Genomic DNA, 20191 nt, shown 5'->3' on the forward strand with positions numbered 1-20191 from the left:
ACTCAATGTTTCAATTTCAAGGAAGGACATAGATTCAATTGCAACCAGGATTAGATAAGTAATATGGATGCGGGAATCATCTCCTTGAGCCACACTTTCGAGATAACTTTCCTATCAAGTTGATACTTTGGTAATTAATATGGCGGAAGAAAGAACGCCTCTCACAAAGACCCAATTCTTGGGCCTGACAGCGTTAAGCCTGGCTGTATTTCTAATTGCGAATGATTTCACCGCTTTCTCTGTGGCAATACCCGCCATGGAAAAAGAGTTTAATTCTGATATCACTACGGTCCAGTGGGTAATCAATGGTTATACCCTGGTTTTTGGTGTTCTAATTATTTCCGGTGGTCGTTTGGCAGACATGTTTGGGCGCCGACGAATATTCTTTATAGGTACCGCTATTTTTGTATTTTTCTCCCTTCTGGGCGGACTGGCTGTAGATGTTTGGATGCTATTGATTTCGCGAGCATTAATGGGTATCGGCGGAGCAATGATGTGGCCGGCGATACTGGGAATGATTTATGGTTTGATGCCCGAGGATCGCTCAGGTCTTGCTGGTGGCTTGATCATGGCGGTGTGTGGAGCATCAAATGCGATTGGCCCCATGCTGGGGGGGACACTGACAGATTTACTGAGTTGGCGTTGGATCTTCTTTATTAATGTACCTATAGCAATCTTGGCGTGCTTTGTCTGTTGGCGGGTTGTAGCTGATGACAGTCCTGAAGAGGTGCGTGAGCGTATAGATTATGCCGGAGTAACTGCTCTTACAGTTTCCCTATTTGGACTGCTGGTTGCCCTGGATCTCGCTGTGGATTTTGGTTTTAAGAGCCCGTTAATAGTAGCGCTGTTTTCGATATTTTTATTGTTTATAGGCTTATTTGTGATCATTGAGCGCAACGCTGGTAAGGATGCACTGATTCCTCAGGATGTGGCGAGTAACAGCAAATTCTTTGCTGCCGGTATTGCTACTCTACTGCTTTCAGTGGTCTTCTTTGCTGCACTTTTGTATGTACCGCAATTTTTAACCAAGGTTCGCGGCTACTCGGCAATGGCGTCAGGTATGGGCTTATTGCCGATGATGATCGTATTTGGCCTGGTATCTTACGTTTCAGGAAGTTTGTATGAGCGGTTAGGGGCCAAGGTAATCGTTTCTGCCGGGACGGTGTGTATGTGTGCCGGAATGTTTATGTTATCACACCTACATGAAGACACCCAATATTCCAGTATGATTCCCGGACTAATGATACTGGGAGCCGGTATAGGGCTCTTTTATTCAACCATTACCACAGCTGCAATTACTGTTGTTGATCCATCCAGGTCAAGCCTGGCCGGGGCGATTCTCTATATGTTCCAAATTGCTGGTGGTGCTCTCGGACTGGGAATGAATACCACTATTGTAGTTATGGCACCGGATTTACCAACAGGTATAGACCGTGCATTTACAGTCAATGCTTACTTGGCTCTTGCGGGATTGATAGTTTGTATTCTGTTTGTGAGTGGTAAAACTATAGAAGTGGAGATAGAGGAGGAAGGCATCCTTTAGCAATAGTAGAACTCCTTCCAAAGCCAACTATTAATTTACTTTTCTATCGGCGGTGTCTAATTGGAAGTCGCTAATAATCGACGTGTATTGAAGTAAAATAACGTGATAGTTTGAATCCTGCCAAAACTATTAATTACCCCTTGGTGAGTGGCATGCGGCCACCCGCTGTAAGGGTGGCCTTCACGATGATGTATTATTAGTGAAATCTAGTCACTATTGAGATATGTGTAAAGCAGATAATCATGGTACTCCTCATCTGATAATTCGGCATCTTCCTTCAGCTTCTTAATCAGTGCAATTTGTGCTGGATTATCAAAAGTTAAAGGTGTTTTAATTGTACTTTTGGGCCTTTGTTTGATTCTTCCGTCGGGACCTGATCGATAGTACCAGTTATTGGTGATTGCGACTTTTCTATCGTCATTCCCTTCAACAACTCTTGATGTTATACCTTCATGGTAGGTAATCATTCTCCCATCCCTCCCCCAGGTGGTCTTCCATGGTGAGAGTGGTGGAATGGCTACCAGCCTTTCATCAAAACCGGAGTCTGTTAGCCAGCCTGCAGGATAAGCTATCAATCTTGAATCGCGTCCTTGATCGGATTCCCAGCCGGGAGGTACTACAATCTTGCGGTAATCACTGCCTGCTTTAACATTTTTTCCCCACAGTCTGTTACCGTGTTCATCTACATCCCAATCGCCTGGAATTGCCACGCCGCGACCATCTCCCCCTTCAAAGTACCTCCATTTACTATAAGGATAGGAAATTACCCTTCCATCATCTCCTTCTTGTGTGTAAAAACCGTGGGGATAGGCAACAATTCGGCCATCCGAACCCTCGCGGTGATCCCACTCATGGGGAAAAGTGATCCAACGACCATCGCTGCCTTTCGCTATTCGCCAATCGGCAGGGTAATGGAGTACACGTCCATCCCAGTCATCTTGATGGTCATTATCCAATGTTTTCCAAAACGGAACATCTTCAGTATTGACATTTACACCCAGATGAACCGGCCCTGGCACTACAGCCTCAAAACCAGACTGAGCATTTACTGTGGAGGTAAAACAAAGGGAAATAAGTATGAGTAAAAGAACTTTTCCATACGGGACTTTAATTTTCATAAAATTGTATTTCTAACCGTAAATTTTTTATTTATTCTTAATGGGGTGAGAATTTAGTCGATAAATAGGGCAGAGAAAGATCACATAAACCTATCATGTAGTTTTTTTGGATAAAAATTCTCCTTGCTAGAGTTCATGAGGTAAAAAATCCACCCTAATATTGCATGCATAAATGCAGCAGGCAATAAGGAGTCGAACAATCGTACTTGTTTTGTGGGTGGAAGGAGAAGAAACACGCTCAAGAATTAATATTTATAATTTTGTATTTTGTCACGAAAGACACATTTGTTCTTCTTTAGCAGTTTTCCTTTCTGATGTCTAAAAATCTTGATATCTAGGCGTGGGAAGGAAGGTAAATATTTAGGGGGTTAACCCTGCTTTGTATTTTTTAGAATGTTAGAGTTTAGAGGTTCTTTGAAGGCCATTTCTGATAAATGGTTTTTAGAGGTTTATGTTGTTGGTCTTTTGGATGCTGCAACTAGGGAAAATTTCTATTTGTTGTTTAATTTTTCCTTGGGCGAGGAAGTAAGGTATGGTCGTTACGAATTGAAGAAAGGTTGCAGTCCACAACGTCGCATAGTTTTAAATTATTGGGTGGGCAAAACTAATACTTGCAGGGCTTTACTTAGCTACTCTTGCCCCAGATAGAATGCTTTGGCATTCTTCCAAAGTACTTTGCTGGATGCAGCTTCTCCCAATGTATCCTGAATTAATGTAATGTCTCCATACTTGAAGGGTCTTGGAGCTCTGGTGGAGGGGAGGTCAGATCCGAACATCAGGCATTCTGGGTTTGCTTTATATAAATCAGCAATAGCCGAGGCAGGTTGAAAATCCAGGCGTCCAAACCCTGTCGCTTTTACTCTTACTCCTTGCTCAGCAAGCTGTAATACTGATTTGAAACCTGCTTTTCGTAACCCTAGATGATCGATTGAAACCTTGGGCAGGGCCAGCAAGGTTTGAATGAGTGCATCTAATTGCTGTGAATCTATATATAGCTCGACATGCCATCCAGCAACCTCATAAATTCTTTGGGCAAAGGGTGTAATTTTGGAAATGTCCTCTGAGCCTCCACGCCTTAGGTTAAAGCGTACCGCACGAATACCGGCCTTATTTAAACGAAGAATAGTATTATTGTCTGTACTTGATAGTAATTGAGTTACTCCAACGTAGTTTTTTCCCAATCGTGCCAGAGCATCCAAAAGGTAAGTTTGATCCTGTTTCTGGAATGATCCAGAAACAACTGCACCACCAGCCAGCTCATAATTATCGAGCTTGCTTAGGTAATCAGCAGTAGTGAATGGCTCAGGGGTGAATCCCTGGTTTGAATAAAGAGGGAATCCTGGTGCGATAATATGTAGATGACTATCGAAAATTGTAATTCTACCTTGCTTCATATTCCCATCTAATATCTAAGTATTTAGGTGATTTTATAAGTTTAGTCTGCCTACATTTGTAGGTCTTGTCTATATGTAAGTTTGGCCTCCATTTAAAACTCTGAGGGCGCAAGACTAAACACTTCAATAGCTTTGATATTGCTTAGCATTGTTAATCTAGGCAGTCTGGATTTGATGTTTTAAAAATATTGCCTGTCCATAGATTGCTGCCTGTGCAGTTTGTGTCGGAAAGGTCCTGTAAATCAAAGGCATTATTATCTAGTGAGGTGTTCCCAGATATTTGATTGTTGGTGCTATTGAATACAGATATATTTATTCCGGCAACATCTGAGGAACCGCTAGTTCCATTCTTGGTGACGAAATTCTGACTAACAATATTGTTTGATTCACTAGTTATTTCAATTCCATTGCTATAGTTGTTGGTAACAAAATTTTGAGATACTGTTGTGTGATCTGCATTGACTTGAATTCCACTGGCACCATCAATGCTTCCTACAATGTGGTTGAGATTGACTAGAGTGAATTCTCCATTAATTGTTATTCCCTGATCACCAGCTGACTCTATATAATTTTGCAGTATTTTGTTTTTGTCGCCTCTTATATCAATTCCGTCGTCATTGCCAGTATCAATAATATGATTTCTTACAATGGTATTGCTGTCGCTATCAATAACGATGCCTTCCCTAGGGGAACTTAATATTTTGATACCTTCTATTATGTGAAATCCATCACCCTCCAGATTTAAGCCGTCAGGGCAGTTAGTAATTGTCCCCCCGGAGACAAGCCCCGAGAATCCATTAACCAGAATGCCTGCGATACCATGCTGGCTGGCTGTATCACATATAATTTCTCCATCTCCAACCATTTGTAAGTTTCCATTTGGGCCAAAAACAGTTAGTGCGTAGGGCGAATCTTGTGTCAATTCACAAGTAAGCGGCTCAGATAGTACAGTAGTGGAGTTTATAACGTCGCCACATTCCACAGCAAAGACAAATGGCGAAATGGAAAATACAGCAGCTAAAATAGATGATGTCTTACAAGTATCGATTAATGTTGAATGTTTGAATTTCACCTTGATGTCCCTCTCAGAGGTGTAAATGGAAAGAAGTACTTGAGTGTCAATTTTGTCTTACATCATAGTTGAGCTGCTATTTTTCTTTAAATATCTATTCGATATAGTTTGAGTTTTATATATTCCCATACAGTTATCGTCTAAATATTTTTTCTGGAGAGTGGTCGTTTGGCACTGTAAATTGGATCTATGATTGAGATGGTAGCGGTAGAGTCATATTTGCAAGTGAGCCCTTATGTATCGCTGTCGGGAAATACCTTTATAGTGAAATTCTTTATGAAAATTATTTTTTAAGATAATGATGAAATTGTGGTGTTTGAACGACTGATGCTGATTTTTGTTAAAAGCACGTATTGACTTTAAAGGATCATTGCTTTGCCTCCGCAGTTTCTATAGGTGATTCTTAAGTTAGCCAAAAAAACTGGTACTTTAGAGTGTCATGTTGTTCGGTCTAGGCCACTTGAGATGGTATTTATTTATGTTGTTGGTCCGAATGGATAAACAATTATTGTTTTAGGTTTCAGCTAAGAATTACCCTGGTCAAAAGGCTATTTTGATCGCGTGGGTATCTTTTATCTGGTTAGCTCTCCGTTTTATCCTATAAATATAATTTTGAGTTCTCGTGGTTATACTGTTGTCTTTAGCCAGGTTGTATTGTTTCGATTCTCAAAAATGTAAAAATTGAAAGGCTGGATTTTTACCTAGTCTGAATCAAGTTAAGAGCGCAAAGGAAGTAATATGGGCTTGCTTAAAATTATACTGCCGTTTACAGCTACATTCTGGGTGGCGTGAATTGTGATTGCTTTACCTGCGATAGATGTAGATAATTGGTAGGAAATGGATGTACTCGTTGAGCAAAATGCTAATTGCCCCCCTGATCGGAAGGTCCAGCCAATCAGGGGATATAGCTAGTCTTTATATCGATTGAATCGCTCGTATTCGGTCTTTGTGAGCGCGTATTGATACAGAGATTTCAGGGGCAAAAATTTCCCATGAATGAATTACGCCAGGGTGAACATGTAATTCTGTGCTGACCCCTGCATTACCTAGAAGTCCAGCATACTGAATATCTTCATCTCGAAAAATATCCAGCTCTCCAACATCGATATAGGCTGGCGGTAAGTTGGTGGCATCCTTTAAGCGTGCAGCTGCAGCATAAGGACTCACTTTGTTGGAACCAATGTCTTTGCCAAGGTAGGCTTGCCAGGCAGTAAGGTTGTCGTCAAAGGTCCAAAGCACAAAGGGAGCCAGACTGGGGTTTGATGTTGTGGTTCGATCATCTAGCATGGGGTAGATAAGGATTTGTTTCGAGATGGCAGGTCCACCGCGATCTCTACTCATAATGGCTAGTGCTGCTGCCAACCCACCACCCGCACTATCTCCCATCACCGCGATTCTAGTGGAATCGACCCCCATTGATTCAGCGTGCTTAACCAACCAGCTGAGCGCGGTGTAACAGTCTTCAATAGGTGTGGGGTAGGGGTGCTCGGGTGCTTTGCGGTAGTCGACGGAGAGGAATGGCACTCCACTATCAGAAACATACTTGGCAACGGCTTTATCGTATATTTCCACATCATTGTAAATTAAGCCGCCCCCATGGATATAGAGGATTGCAGGGCCTGGAGTGGAATCTCTTTTGTGATACCAGCGTAGCAGGAGGCTTGATTCATTTGAGGCCTTGACTAGAAAATCATCTTTTAACACGTCATTGGGCATTGGATAGGTATTAAATACCATTCTTAAAACCCCTTCACCGATTTCCCGCCTTGTAATGACATCTCCTGGAGGAATCGGCTCAATTGAGTCTATCAGATCTTGGTATTTTGCAGTCGCCTGAACGAATTCCGGATCAAATGTAAAAGCCATGATCGTTATCCTTATATTTAATCTGATGAAGTATAGATAACTCTAAGCAATTGATGAGCTTTAAGCCGAGCTTGGTATGCAAGTGGTAACCACATAAGATTGACTTGATTACGATCAAGGATTTAGCGGATTTTGGATTGCCGATCGGGACAAGTATTTCGACTTTGTTTACATAGAGAAAGAGATCGTGCAGGCACTAAGGTGTTCGGGTTTATTACCTTATTGAGGTATAAGAGATTGAGAGTTGCTTCAAGAATCTGGAAAGTATTATAGCCATAGCTGGAAGGTGGTGATGCTGTTGCTTATTCGACTGTGAATATCAACATTATTGGAGTGGAAGATCTTTTGCCCGGAATAATACTTGCTTACTGTAAGCAATCGCCACTGTCATCACATTACAAAAATGTTTCATTTGCGTATGTCTCTTTGCTAGAATCCGCGCCGACTTAAGATACAGCGATTTCATGGAGGATTTTGAATGAAAACCGTCGCTACATTTTGTGCAGCAATTCTGGCTGTTGCTACCGTAATTCCTACCCAGGCAAGTGCCACCTTTGAGCTTCCAAATTTTAGCCAATGCGCAAAGGTTGCAACTCAAAGTAATACTAACGATCGTGAGGTATACCGGTTTTTTTCTGATTTCTATTATGAAATAGAAGATAAAAGAGAGTATGCGATTACTGCCGTGAGGGAGTGGGCTGAGACTTATGCTCCTGGCTGCCTGGGATCAACTACTCCGGTTGCCCTTGAGGAAATCCAGTGTGACAACTTTGTTGGCGGCGCACCGGTGTGTCGTATAGAGAGTGACACAGGAGACTATGTGATATCGAAAGATTATGTAGACTCCACTAATGTAGTGCTCTCCAAACATGACGAGCAAAATTGGCCGCAAATCCATGCTTCCAAGGATATGGATATGCTATGGATAGCAAAGCCAGAGCTGTGTTATTCAGAGCTTTTAGAATCTGGAGGTGATTCACAAGCCTATTATCTGGATGCATATAATTACCGTTACTTTGGTGATTACCGCTATGTCTTAGCTCGAACAACTCGCGATTTGGTTCAAAACATAGCAGCTCAGCCTGGCCAGTGTATGTACGACACTGTGGGTGTTGAGGCCTATAAGATGGCGTGTTCAGAGACTTCCAAAGGCACCAAAGTGTGTGCTTCAAGGCATACCAACGGCGGTTTCTTTGTCTTTGTAAGTGATGACAACCATGGAATGCATGTTATTTTCAATCGCTGGGACTAGCATCAGGCTATGACTTTAAAAGGCTTCCCTTGCCAGGGGAGCCTTAATTTTATATCTGCCAACCTCTTTTCTTATCTCCTGTTTACCGCGCGCTTCATATCCCTTAGGTAACTAGAATGGTGTTAGTCCCGCCTTGATTGCGTTAAGCGAAGGGACTTGCTTCTTTTCCAATCTGCTGATAATTTAAAAATGTGATCACATTTTTAATACACCCAAAAAATGTGACTAGAGTCATGTTTATGGGGAGGAATAGTAAGAAGGCAAAGGAATACGACTGATGCTCGATGGGATTATAAAAGCCTCTGCGGAACATAGTGTTAAGGTTGCCAGCTTGGTGGCTAAGCTGTTGCAGGCTCTTGTAGGTCATAAGCGGGAGATTGACTTAGAGCAGTTAACGGCTGTTTCCAAGAGCCTCCTGTCTGAAGGTAGTGGCTTCCATGTTTTCCTATATCTGGTTGAAGGTATTGAGGTTGGGGTAATTACTGTGTCACAGTCTGCAGCTATTTATGCTGGTGGGCACTATGGTGTGATTGAAGAGCTTTATGTTGAACCTGAATACCGCTCTAGATTGATCGGCAAGGCTTTGCTCAACAGGGTTGTGAGCTTTGCCAGGGAGCAGGAGTGGCCGCGACTGGAGGTAAGTACACCTGAGAAAGAGCACTGGCAGAGGACGATAGATTTTTACCGAAGAGAAGGGTTTGTCGATAATTCCATCGGGGAAAGACTGAAACTAAATTTGTGAAGTAAGAAAAACTCAGGGCCTGTGCTGGATAATCATCTATTTATCTTCTTTCTGTTTATTGCTATTAAGTGTTGGCCTACAAAGTGAGGTCCTCTATTGCTATATTGAAGGTCTTGCCGTTGTAATTTGACTTTTTGACGTAGAGGTCCGCATTGGTAGTTTTCTTTTGGGGGGAGCCTGAAATATGGTTTTGGAGCTATAGTATTCAAAAAAGAAGAGGTCAATAGAGTAAAATTTCAGGCTATAGCTATAGTCAGGCTTTCTACTTGATTCATGCTGCCTTGCCCAATCAACTGAAAATGAATTTCTATCTGTTGTCAGCTTTGCGATCTGTGGAATAGTTACCGCAAAATTTATATATAACTACCTGTAAATTGTAAGTGGTATAAAGGAAGGAAGCTGCCAGCATAACTTTTAGACGGCGAGTCGTTTTTGTTGTCGTTCTAAAATATATTTTTTCTGGATGAATGGCTGAGTGAAGCTGAATAGTGCAGATGGAGTTAATGTCTATGATAGAGGTATAGCTGGCCGTTGAGCTTTCGAGTTAGCAATAAGCTAATCGGCAAATAGGGTATCAGGTATATTGCCTGAAATTCCTGTCAATAAAAATTAACACATAAATTTCCACTTTTTCCAAGCCTCTTTTTAGATTCTCGGCACATCTATTACTCACAAAGTTTGTGATGAATAAAATTTCTCTTGATGGTTGTATCTTTGTTTGAGGTTGCTTTGTAGAAATGAAGGCTTGATAAGGTTTTAAAATCGTCAGGGGCTTTATTCAAGGATTATGCTATTTTTGTAATGACACAAAAATCAACGTCGAGATTCCTGTTTGAGCTTCCTGGTGCTTCAAATTTATTTCTTTTTGGGTGGCGGATAATTCCTTTAATAGCTTATTTGTGTAAGTCTTGCGGGTGAGTTGCTTTTCTTCAAATTTACGAAAGTTATGATGTTATAAGCAATGGTTGCTCTTTAAAATCTTTAGATAAATGGTATTTTATTGGATATCTGTTGAGGATCGATCTCTTTAATGGAGTTGTTTTCAATATTCATTTGCATGACTGTATAGTTCATTTTTAATTAATTTTTAACTTTCTCTTTTGGTGGTTTCTGTCACAGTTCCAGTCTTGATTTTTCCAGTTTAATATATTTAACTGCTTCGCTATTGTGTTTGGCAGAATAATATTTTTGTAAATATTTCTTGATTGAGTAATAAGAAATATAAAATTATCTCTCGCTGTCTGAGATCTAATTTTTTCGTTAACTGGTTCAAATAGTCCATTAAACATTGGGTCAGAAAGGCAGTCGGCCGTTTATTCAGGGAAAGTAATGAAACGTCGCGATCTTTTGAAAGCTGCAGGGGCTATCTCTGCATTACCACTTGCTGGTATGTCCTCAATGACAGCTCAGGCACGTAGCAAGATAACTGATACCGATTTTCCAGAATCCATTATGTATGGCAGCCTGGAGGATTCATCTGGACATTTATCGGTAATCCAGGGGAATTTGCCAGATGATGTTACGGGTCATTTATTGATGGCTGAGGGAATCCCCATCGCTCCTAATCACCTGACACCAAACGGAAAAGGAGCGCTTACACGACTGGATTTTAGCGGCCGAAGTAACAACTCCAATGTTGCTTATACCCGGAAAATGATTCGAACTGCTTCTGCCATTATGCAAGAGCAGGATCTTAGTGGCTTTGACAAATTTAACCTCTTGGGTGGAACTATTTATTCCAGTCCAAATCTGGGCTTCATGAATTATTGCAATACGGCTCCCAATTATATGGGGGATAATCGCTTTGCGATGAGTTATGAGGGCGGTATGCCGTACGAGTTTGACGCAACCACTCTGGAGATGATCACGCCTATTGGTGAAGTGGATGAGTGGGAATCCAGCCTGCCTCCACTACTTGAGAATCTCACACCTAAAAAGTGGCTGTTTCCCCAGATTCGTACGACAGGGCACCCTTTCTTTGACTTGGAAACCGGAGAGTGCATCACTATTAATTATGGTGGCAATATGGGTGACTCAGGTCGCTCTGGGTTTATCCGGCTGATTTCCTGGGATCAGCAGGGAGCTTTCAAAAGCTGGAATATTCGTGATCGCCAAGGGAATAATGCCTATATTGCTGCCAGCTCACACTCCCTGGGGGTAACACGCAATCACGTCGTGATTTTTGAGACAGCCGCAAGGGTTGAGTCCACACGAATACTTGGCACACGAATTGTACTGCCGCAAGAGCATCGCACGCGCTGCTGGGTGTTGCGCAAAGCGGATATGATAACTGGCCGTGAGGATATAGTTGCCGACTACTTGGAATTGGGTTTCGATACTTCCGATATTGTTTGTAACTACGATGATAGCGCTGGTGAAATTACCCTCTATGGCCAGTACATGGGGGCTATGGATAAGTCAGAGCAACTGTTCCGCTACGAGATTTTGCAGGAGGGTGGTTTGGTACCCTCTTGGCTATCTGGTTATCCTGCCGCACCGGTAGATGTTGGTGGGCTTGTCCGTGCTCGTATTCAGGTGACTTCCGGTTCTGCGAGGGAAATTAAAGAAGACTATCAGGTTATACGTGATGAGCGTCTTCTGTGGGATATGAATGACCCTGCTTACAGAGGCCACTTCCAGTTCCCCGAGACTTTTGAACACCTGTATTGGGCGGCAGTTGGCTATCGTCCCAATCTGGTTTCTATGCGTGTGTCCTGGGCCTACCGGAACTATCCAGAGCGCCACTTTGGTTACTGGGATATGCCAGAGGAAAGTCGGCCTTCAGCACTGGTTCATATGGATTGTAAGCAAATGCGTATTGCTGATGCTTATCAGTTCCCGGATGACTGTGTGATGCGCACGCCTCAATTTATGGCCAGACCCGGCTCCACGGCACAGAATGACGGTTACCTGATTGCTGCTGTGGTCAGGAAAAATCCCACCACCTCAGCTTCCAATGGCAAGGAATTCTGGATTTTTGATGCGGCTGCTTTAAGCCGTGGGCCACTTTGTATTCTCGCCAGTACTTCACTGGAGTTTGCCACCACCAACCATGCCCTGTGGGTACCCTCAATAGGGAGACGTCCCATTGCAGCTTACCGCTCAGGTTATGGAGACTTCCTTCGCGGTAAAGCTCCAGATCATAGCGGTAATGTACAAGATATTATTAACCGGGAGCTGCTGCCCCGATTCGGTTAATTCACTCATCCAATTGAAATGCAATCACAAGGAAACAAAGGCATGTACCATTTACTTTCTTCCGGGCGATGTCGTTTGTTGCGCGGGGCCACCAACTTACTTTGTGCGGCAGGTCTGTTTATTGCTGCAGGGGCTTCAGCAGCACAATTGCCACCACCCATTGAGGTTCCCGAGGTAATTAAGAATTACCAGGGTACCCAGGACTGTTTTCCAGGTGTTATCTATGATCCCTCATCGGTAGCAGAGGTTCAGGATATTGTACGCAATGCCGCTGCGCAGGGGCGTAAGGTAATGGCGGGTACTCGCCGATTTAACAGCCAGATTGATGCTGCCTGTGCAGGAAATGGTGAAGTTCAGGTCACCTTAAAAAATATGGATCAGGTGATTAGCCTGGATAAGGAAAACCGCCTGGTGACCGTTCAGGCAGGAATGCGCTTTAACGACCTGACGGCCTACCTGCGAGAGCATGAGCTTAGCGTTCCTATGGTGACGGAACTAGCCATATTTACAATTGGCGGCATGCTCGGTAGCGGCACTCACGGTTCAACTTTTACACAAAAAAGCAACATGATCTCAGACTATGTCACTGAGCTAAAAATTGTCGATGGCAAGGGAGATCTGCGTGTATTGAGTGGGGAGATGCTCAACGCCGCCCGAGTAAACCTCGGAGTCCTCGGCATAGTGGTGGAAGTCACTATTGAGGCTGAACCCGGTTATAAAGTTCAGGCCAAGGTGAAAGGGCACCGGGATGATGAAGACCTTGAGAGTGTAATACTGGATCTGGCCCGGGATAATCACTCAGCCAATGTTGCCTGGTTCCCCGGACTCGGTCGTTATACGGTAACCACCTATAATAAAGTTCCCCTGGATACCAAAGGCAATGCCTATAATGCCCAGGCGGATGTCTCTGATTTCTCTGAATACCTTTTCGGTCTTATTTTTGACAGCTTACATGAAGCTGACAGCTCTGCCTTACAGTGCTTTGCAGCGTCCTTGCGTTATACCGCACGCTCCAGTTCTTATTTCAGGGATGTAGATAGCGGCTTTAAGAAGTTTATTAAGCCGACTGGTCATGCGGATCTGATGCAGCACTTTGTTTGTAAGGAGCCTAACAACTGCGTATGGGATAAGCTACCGATTGCCCTGCAGGAAGTTGCCATTCCCTTTGAAGAGCTGCCTAACTGGATTGCGGATGTACGTCAGATTATTGCACACAGTGAGCGAACCTGCTTCCCGTTGAATGGTATCTATTTCCGTTTTGGCAAGGCTTCTGATAGCTACCTGGGCATGAGCGCCGGCCGCGATACTGCGTTTGTGGGTATTGAATATACCTTGCGCCAGCGTGGCGAAGCAGTGCCCAAGAACTACTTCGTAAACCTGGAAATTGAGCAGATGTCTCTGCGCAAGTATGGAGCCAGACCCCATTGGGGTAAGAATTCGGTGGCGATCTTCGAAAATATGCCGTCGCGTTTCCCCAAGTGGTCTCAGTTCCTGGATGCCAAGGCTGAACTGGATCCAAACAACGTATTTACTAATCCCTTCTGGGAGAGGGTGAGTGGGCAAGATCCTTTGGAAAATTACCTGACCCCGGAATGTAATGCGGAAGGCCAATGTTATTGCACGAGTGACTCTCATTGTGAGTCAGGCGCAACCTGCCAGGCGGGCAACTGGTATTCTGATGCCCGTATCTGTAAGGCCGAGTAGCCGCTGATACTAAGGCTGTATTAATTGCTAAGGGGGAGCATTTAATGCTCCCCCTTTCTTTAATCATCCAAATCGACTAACGATTATTCTTCCCTGGCTATATGTTCTTTTATGAGCTGGCTAAATTGCTCCGGATTTTCCAGCGGTAGCATATGATTTTCTGAAAGAACTTCAATTAGCTTGGCGCTGGAGATGTGGATGGCTGCAGATTTAGATACTATTCGAAAAAGAGACCTGGTATCGCTGCCAAAGGCAATAGTGGTTGGAATCTGGATTCTCGAAAGGTGGGTTTTATCCAGAGAGGGCTGTTCAGATTGATTCAATTGTAGGGGTAGGGTATGGGTATTTTCCAGTTGTTGGCTGCGGTGATTTTGAGACTGGGAAGAAAAATACCCGACCTTATTACCGGACCCGTCAATTAGGGACTCTACTGCCACTGCGAGATTCCCATCAGAAACGGCCTGGAACACCTTGCCAAACATGGCCTCGGCATCCTGCATATACTTAGCCATCTCTTCATTATCCAGGTGTCCCGGATATCCTGGTTCATAGAGAAATAGGCTTTTAAACGAGGTAGGAGACTTAATTGCAGCATTCAAGGCCACATCGGCTCCATAAGACCAGGCTGCAAGATGCACGGGCTTACTGGTCTTCTCCTTAATAAATGAATTAAGATCCTCGGCATGGGTATCAATTCCAAAGTTGCCATTTGAATCTTGTCCATTTACACCAAAATGTCTCTGGGTAAAATTAACCACAGTGAATTCTTTGGATAGGAGCTGGATGTGCGGTTCCCACATCCTCTCATCTGCAAGGGCGCCATGAAGGAGTATCAAGGTGTCTTCAGGTTTTTTCTGGGATTGATCCATTTTTTGAGTATTGTTATTGGTTTCTGAATTGTTTGTCATGACATTTAGGGCATCGATAGACCTTGGGGCTTTTTATATTTCGAGGCAACTTATTTTTTGTAAAGCTTGATTAGCATTAGGAACCCGATAGCTGCTAAGTTTACCCCAATACCCCAAGGCCTATCACTGAAAATAGCCATGGAATAATTGGCTCCCAGGCTGAAGAAGTAATTACCTCCGTGTGAGGAGTACATGAAAGTAAGGGATATTCCTGTTCCAATTTTATACATCAAGATTGGTGAGGAAAGCCATGGAACCTGGAGGAGAAAAGCGCGTGAAAGCTGTTTGGTATTTGAAGCGGATTTAGAAAATTGCAGTCCGGCATAGAGTGTATATATAAAGACAGTTAGGGCCAGGCCATTCACAATAGCCCCACCTATAGTCCAGCTACTGAAAGCAAAGAAATAATTCAGGGCTGAGACACAGCCCATAAAACCACCTCCGATAGAGGCAATGAGTAACGTCGATCTAATAAAAGTTTGCACTTGTCTTATCCTGCGGGTTTTATAAAAGGTGTAGTTTTCTAGTCGTAGGTATTTTTGCTATTTAAATTTTCACATGTTTATATCCCGCTGGGTTTGGGCAGTAAGTGAATGAGCGGATTTCTAGGTCGCTACAAATGGTGGGTGCCGGGGTATGATTCGACTTAGGTGTTTACTTGAGGGGAGCGCCTGGTTATTCCTCAGGCGCTTAAAGCGAAGTAAGATATGAACTTGCCAGCTTCGCAGGAGAGCAATTCTCTCTTACTGTCCCTTCTTTTCCAGTAACTGATCCAGTGGTAGTTCTGTTCGGTAGCGTACCTGTTTGAGGGAGAAGCTACTCTTAATATGATCAATGCCCGGTAGCTCGGTGAGCTTCTTGTCCAAGAACTCCTGGTAGGCCTGTAGATTGGGGACCACGACTCGGAGCAAGTAGTCGAAGTCTCCCGTCATTAAGTAGCATTCCATCACTTCCGGCCATTGGCCTATTACGGATTCAAAATCCTGTAATTCTTTTTTGACCTGGTGGTTGAGGGTAACCTGGATAAAGACGCTCACCGGCAGTCCTACTTTTTCCGGCTCCAGTAAGGTCACGGCACGCTTGATAAAGCCTTGTTCATTCAGGTTCTTGACTCGGCGCGAGCATGGGGAAGGGGAGAGGCAGACTTTTTCTGCCAGTTCAATATTGGGAATAGTGGCGTCCTGTTGAAGAATTTCCAGGATCTTTTTATCGATGGCATCCAGTAAATAGGCCATGGTTTTTTCCGTATCTCATCTTTCTGAACGTATACCGGGTTTCCGGCAGTCTCACTTTCAACCTGGCAAACCGGGTAACCTTCCCGTCTATTCATGTCTCCAGTAAACGGTTGGTTTTTATGAACCGATAATGTGAATTACCTGCTAGCTTCAGTCTTCGAGCTAAGCGTGGTAAAGCCTTTGCCGTAGCGTTGCTGTGAAACGGTTTTGTCTTTGTTATAAATACTCACTCTTACCTACATCCCATGTAGCGACCAACTTAGCTACTTTCGTCACACACCCGGTTGCTGTAGCTCTCGGGAGGTATCGGTGGACAGTAGCCCGGGTATTCAGCGCTCAAATGTGGTGGCACATCTGGGCCCTCCCTCTTCGATAGATCCTCCAAAATGTGGCATTTTGAGTGATTTGTTGCCATCAGTTGGCGATCTTTAGCGAGTTGTGTCCGTATTATGCCCTAGTCAGGCCTATTTTGGTATGACCTGCCCAGGCGGCCGATGTTAATTTTAGCGGCTAATCAAAAGCTCTGGTTTGCCTTCAAACTGCTTTACGTCCGCTGAGTTGAAAAAAGTGGCCTGCAGATCCTAAGCACCCAGTAGCGAGAAAAGCAATAAAGAATACACAGGTGGTACCCATGGCAATGGTCGAAGGCGATCAGGAGCTTGGCTTTGATACGGAGTATTCCCTTAAAGCCGCATTTACTCGTGAATCTGGCCGGGTCTTTCTGACTGGTATTGACGCACTGGTGCGCCTGCCCTTGATGCAGAAGCGCATGGATGAATTGGCCGGCCTCAACACCGCTGGCTTTATCTCCGGCTATCGCGGTTCTCCCCTCGGCGGCTACGATCAGGCCCTGTGGCGCCACAAGAAGCTGCTGGCAGGGCACGATATCCATTTTGAGCCTGGTATCAATGAAGATCTGGGGGCTACTAATATCTGGGGCACCCAGCTGGTCGATCATTACCGCAAACAGGCAACACGCGATGGGGTCTTTTCGATCTGGTATGGCAAGGGCCACGGCGTAGATCGCACTGCAGACGTATTCCGTCAGGCAAATATTCAGGGTACGGCCAAACTCGGTGGTGTATTGGCCCTGTGTGGCGATGATCACACGGCTGAATCTTCCATGTTCTCTCACAATACCGACCAGATTTTTGAGTCGGTGATGATGCCGCTAATCTTTCCGGCCTCAATCGATGAATATTTGACACTCGGGCTTGCCGGTATCGCCTTATCCCGCTTTTCCGGTTTGTGGGTGGGCTTCAAGACAATTACTGAAACCGTAGAAGCTGGGGCCTCCCTGGTTGTGCCCGGTTTGCCTCATTTTGTAACTCCCGCAGACTTTCCTGTTCCAGCGCATGGCCTGAATTATGACCCGCACCTCAACTGGCCGGCGGAGCGCTTGGAGTATGAACGTCGTATGTTGCAGGAGCGTCTGCCGGCGGCCCAGGCCTTTGCCTATGCAAATCGCCTGGACAAAACCACCCATAAAGCTGAACACAAACGCTTCGGAATTGTCACTGTCGGTAAGGCCCACGGTGATTTGCTGGAAGCTCTGCAACTGCTCAATTTGAGCGAAGAAGATTTGAACAGAGCGGGCATTTCCATCTTTAAGGTCGCAATGTCCTGGCCTTTGGAGCCCAAGGGCATTGGTGAGTTTGCCGATGGCATGGAGCGCCTTTTGGTCGTCGAAGAAAAGCGTCCATTGGTGGAAGACCAGCTTAAAAACCTGCTTTACGGCTGGGAGGATGGACGCCGGCCGAAAGTGATCGGTAAGAAAGACCTGAATGGCGATGATCTGCTGCCCGCTATTTGGGGATTTGGGCCAGATCAGGTAGCCAAGGCGATTGCCCGTTGGCTGTCAGATACTGATCTGGCAGAGACACTGATTCCTCTGGCTGAGAAGCTGGGTGGGAATGTACCAACTAAAGCCTGCGGTTTGCTTGCGCGGGAACCGATATTTTGTGCTGGCTGCCCGCATAATACTTCCACTAAGTTGCCAGAGGGCAGCCTGGGTAGTGCCGGTATCGGATGTCACATTATGGCGTTGGGTAAAGGCCTGCGCACCGATACTTATTCCCATATGGGGGGTGAGGGTGCCCATTGGGTGGGCCTGCACCGTTTCTCCAGTGCCGAGCATATTTTCCAGAATATGGGTGATGGCACCTACAATCACTCCGGCTTGCTTGCTATTCGTCAAGCTGTGGCCAGCAAAGTCAATATTACCTACAAAATCCTGCTCAACGATGCGGTAGCCATGACCGGCGGCCAGCCCGCTGATGGTGAGGTGAACGCGCCAAGCCTGGCTGCCCAGCTGTTGGCAGAGGGCGTCGGGGAAGTGGTTTTATTGAGCGAAAACCCGGACCACTGGCACGAGCATCGCAACTTGTTACCGGCCCGGATAGAAGTACTGGATCGCTCAGAGCTGGATGCAGTTCAACGTCGCCTTCGTGAGACTCCCGGTGTCACTGCGATTATTTATGAGCAGGTGTGTGCAGCGGAAAAACGCCGTCGCCGCAAGAAAAAGCAGATGGTTGATCCTGCCCAAAGGCTGCTGATTAACCAGCGGGTGTGTGAGGGCTGTGGGGATTGCAGTGTGCAATCCAGCTGTATTGCAGTGGAGCCACTGGAGACACCTTTTGGGCGCAAGCGCCAGATTAACCAGTCCAGCTGTAACAAGGATATGCGCTGTGCCGATGGTTTCTGTCCGAGCTTTGTGACTGTAGAGGGCGGTGAATTGAAAAAGCCACCGGTACAGTCGCTGGCCGAATCCCTGGATTCTGCCATCGCCGAATTACCGGCGGCCCCAGCTGCAGATTTACAGCAGCCACTTAGTATTCTGGTTGCAGGAATTGGTGGCAGTGGTGTACTCACCGTGGCGGCCTTACTGGGAATGGCAGCGCACCTTGAAGATAAAGGCAGCACCACCCTGTATTTCACTGGATTGTCACAGAAAAACGGTGCGGTGGTAGCCCATGTAAAAGTGGGCGCTCGCCCTGAGTCAATTACCACTGCACGAATTCGCGATGGCGCAGCTGAATTATTACTCGGCTGCGATATGGTGACGGCCGCAGGCCAGCGCCCGAAATTTGCCACCGGAAAGATGCGAGCGCTAGTTAATACTGCAGAAGTGCCGGTAGCGGCTTTCGTCCGCAATAATGAGCTGGCATTTCCGGCGGATGCGACCCAAGAGAGTATTGAGTCCCTGTGTGCTGAGTATTTTGCCTTCGATGCAAATAAATACGCTCAGGCCCTTTTTGGGGATACTGTTGCCAGTAATCTAATGATTATGGGGTTTGCCTGCCAGAAGGGCCTGCTGCCTATCGGTGAAGCAGCTCTGGAGCGGGCCATCCAGTTAAACGGCGTCGCGGTGGAAAATAACCTGCGGGCGTTCCGTGCAGGGCGCCTGCTGGCGACTGACCCAAGGGCAATTGAAAAACTGGCGGTTCCAGCGCAGCCAGTAAAAATGATTGAGCCCCAAGAGAGTGTTCAGCAGCTGATCGCCCGTTTGGCAGGTGAATTGAGTGAGTACCAAAATGCAGCTTATGCCCATCAATTCACCCGCCGTATTAAGCAGTTACATCAGGCGGAGCTGTCTCTGCAGGGCACATCCGGAGAGTTGACCCGGGCTGCGGCTAATAGTCTTTACAAGGCCATGGCCTATAAAGATGAATACGAGGTGGCGCGCCTCTACAGTGGCGACGATTTCCAGCGGCAGCTGCGCGAGACTTTCACCGGTGATTACACCCTGAAGTTCCATATGGCGCCGCCATTATTGGCCAGGCCGGATGCCAGTGGCACAGTGCGAAAAATGCAGTTTGGTCCCTGGATGGGTAAGTTGATGCCATTATTGGCACGGGGCAAGGTACTGCGCGGTACCTTTATGGATATATTTGGCTACTCTGGGGAACGTCGCGCAGAGCGCGACTGGGCACACCAGGTGGCCCTGGCCGTAGAGGGAGTAGCAGCTCAACTCAGAGCAGACAATATTGCCACTGCGCAGGAGCTGCTGGAGATCCCGCTCAAGGTGCGTGGTTATGGCCATGTGCGTGAGCAGAAGTTTGCCTTGGTAAAAGAGCGTTGGCAGGAGCTGTTTGGGCTGTTTGTGGATGGAGATCAGGTTTCGATGGTGGCATCCTGATAGCCCGGATCTTTCTCTGGC

Annotated in this window: 13 protein-coding genes; 7 read left to right on the forward strand and 6 right to left on the reverse strand. The window is 45.6% G+C overall.

What is annotated here, in order from left to right:
- Positions 1 to 139 precede the first annotated feature (139 nt).
- The gene (locus G367_RS0120190; protein ID WP_020414977.1) at positions 140 to 1543 is read left to right on the forward strand and encodes an MFS transporter; all 1404 of its coding nucleotides are present in this window, start codon (positions 140 to 142) and stop codon (positions 1541 to 1543) included.
- Between the two features lie 206 nt (positions 1544 to 1749).
- On the opposite strand, the gene G367_RS0120195 is transcribed toward G367_RS0120190, so the two are convergent.
- The 4 genes from G367_RS0120195 to G367_RS0120210 form a co-directional block, all read right to left on the reverse strand.
- Positions 1750 to 2661 carry a hypothetical protein gene (locus G367_RS0120195; RefSeq protein WP_020414978.1) on the reverse strand — a complete coding sequence of 304 codons (912 nt, stop codon included), beginning with the start codon at positions 2659 to 2661 and terminating at the stop codon, positions 1750 to 1752.
- A 629-nt stretch (positions 2662 to 3290) separates the two neighbouring features.
- The gene (locus G367_RS0120200) at positions 3291 to 4055 is read right to left on the reverse strand and encodes an amidohydrolase family protein (RefSeq protein ID WP_020414979.1); all 765 of its coding nucleotides are present in this window, start codon (positions 4053 to 4055) and stop codon (positions 3291 to 3293) included.
- A gap of 151 nt (positions 4056 to 4206) precedes the next feature.
- Positions 4207 to 5127: a right-handed parallel beta-helix repeat-containing protein gene (locus G367_RS0120205; RefSeq protein ID WP_157533691.1), complete on the reverse strand. Its 921-nt coding sequence runs from the start codon at positions 5125 to 5127 to the stop codon at positions 4207 to 4209.
- A 915-nt stretch (positions 5128 to 6042) separates the two neighbouring features.
- Positions 6043 to 6993 carry an alpha/beta hydrolase gene (locus G367_RS0120210; protein ID WP_020414981.1) on the reverse strand — a complete coding sequence of 317 codons (951 nt, stop codon included), beginning with the start codon at positions 6991 to 6993 and terminating at the stop codon, positions 6043 to 6045.
- 478 nt (positions 6994 to 7471) lie between these two features.
- Here G367_RS0120210 and G367_RS0120215 point away from each other — a divergent pair, with 478 nt between their 5' ends.
- The 4 genes from G367_RS0120215 to G367_RS0120230 all read left to right on the forward strand — a co-directional run bounded on the left by G367_RS0120215 (position 7472) and on the right by G367_RS0120230 (position 13889).
- The gene (locus tag G367_RS0120215) at positions 7472 to 8245 is read left to right on the forward strand and encodes a hypothetical protein (RefSeq protein WP_020414982.1); all 774 of its coding nucleotides are present in this window, start codon (positions 7472 to 7474) and stop codon (positions 8243 to 8245) included.
- A gap of 277 nt (positions 8246 to 8522) precedes the next feature.
- Positions 8523 to 8987 (forward strand): GNAT family N-acetyltransferase, encoded by a 465-nt coding sequence (locus tag G367_RS0120220; RefSeq protein ID WP_020414983.1) that lies wholly within the window; start codon positions 8523 to 8525, stop codon positions 8985 to 8987.
- Positions 8988 to 10316: 1329 nt separating this feature from the next.
- Positions 10317 to 12185 (forward strand): carotenoid oxygenase family protein, encoded by a 1869-nt coding sequence (locus G367_RS0120225; protein WP_020414984.1) that lies wholly within the window; start codon positions 10317 to 10319, stop codon positions 12183 to 12185.
- A gap of 42 nt (positions 12186 to 12227) precedes the next feature.
- Positions 12228 to 13889, forward strand: a complete 1662-nt coding sequence (locus G367_RS0120230) for a D-arabinono-1,4-lactone oxidase (protein WP_020414985.1) — start codon at positions 12228 to 12230, stop codon at positions 13887 to 13889.
- 83 nt (positions 13890 to 13972) lie between these two features.
- Here G367_RS0120230 and G367_RS0120235 read toward each other — a convergent pair whose 3' ends face one another.
- Entirely contained in the window at positions 13973 to 14797 is an 825-nt protein-coding gene (locus G367_RS0120235; RefSeq protein ID WP_083922815.1) for an alpha/beta fold hydrolase, read from the reverse strand.
- A gap of 192 nt (positions 14798 to 14989) precedes the next feature.
- On the opposite strand from G367_RS0120235, the gene G367_RS26990 reads away from it, so the two are divergent.
- Positions 14990 to 15124, forward strand: coding sequence for a hypothetical protein (locus G367_RS26990; protein ID WP_281165951.1), 135 nt, complete (start codon positions 14990 to 14992; stop codon positions 15122 to 15124).
- A 416-nt stretch (positions 15125 to 15540) separates the two neighbouring features.
- Here the strand turns inward: G367_RS26990 and G367_RS0120245 are convergent, their stop codons facing one another.
- Complete coding sequence (locus G367_RS0120245) at positions 15541 to 16032, reverse strand: Lrp/AsnC family transcriptional regulator (RefSeq protein WP_020414988.1); 492 nt, start codon at positions 16030 to 16032, stop codon at positions 15541 to 15543.
- A gap of 631 nt (positions 16033 to 16663) precedes the next feature.
- Here G367_RS0120245 and G367_RS0120250 point away from each other — a divergent pair.
- Entirely contained in the window at positions 16664 to 20170 is a 3507-nt protein-coding gene (locus tag G367_RS0120250) for an indolepyruvate ferredoxin oxidoreductase family protein (protein WP_020414989.1), read from the forward strand.
- Positions 20171 to 20191: the final 21 nt, after the last annotated feature.

It is taken from the genome of Microbulbifer variabilis ATCC 700307 (assembly GCF_000380565.1).
Taxonomy (GTDB): Bacteria; Pseudomonadota; Gammaproteobacteria; order Pseudomonadales; family Cellvibrionaceae; genus Microbulbifer; species Microbulbifer variabilis.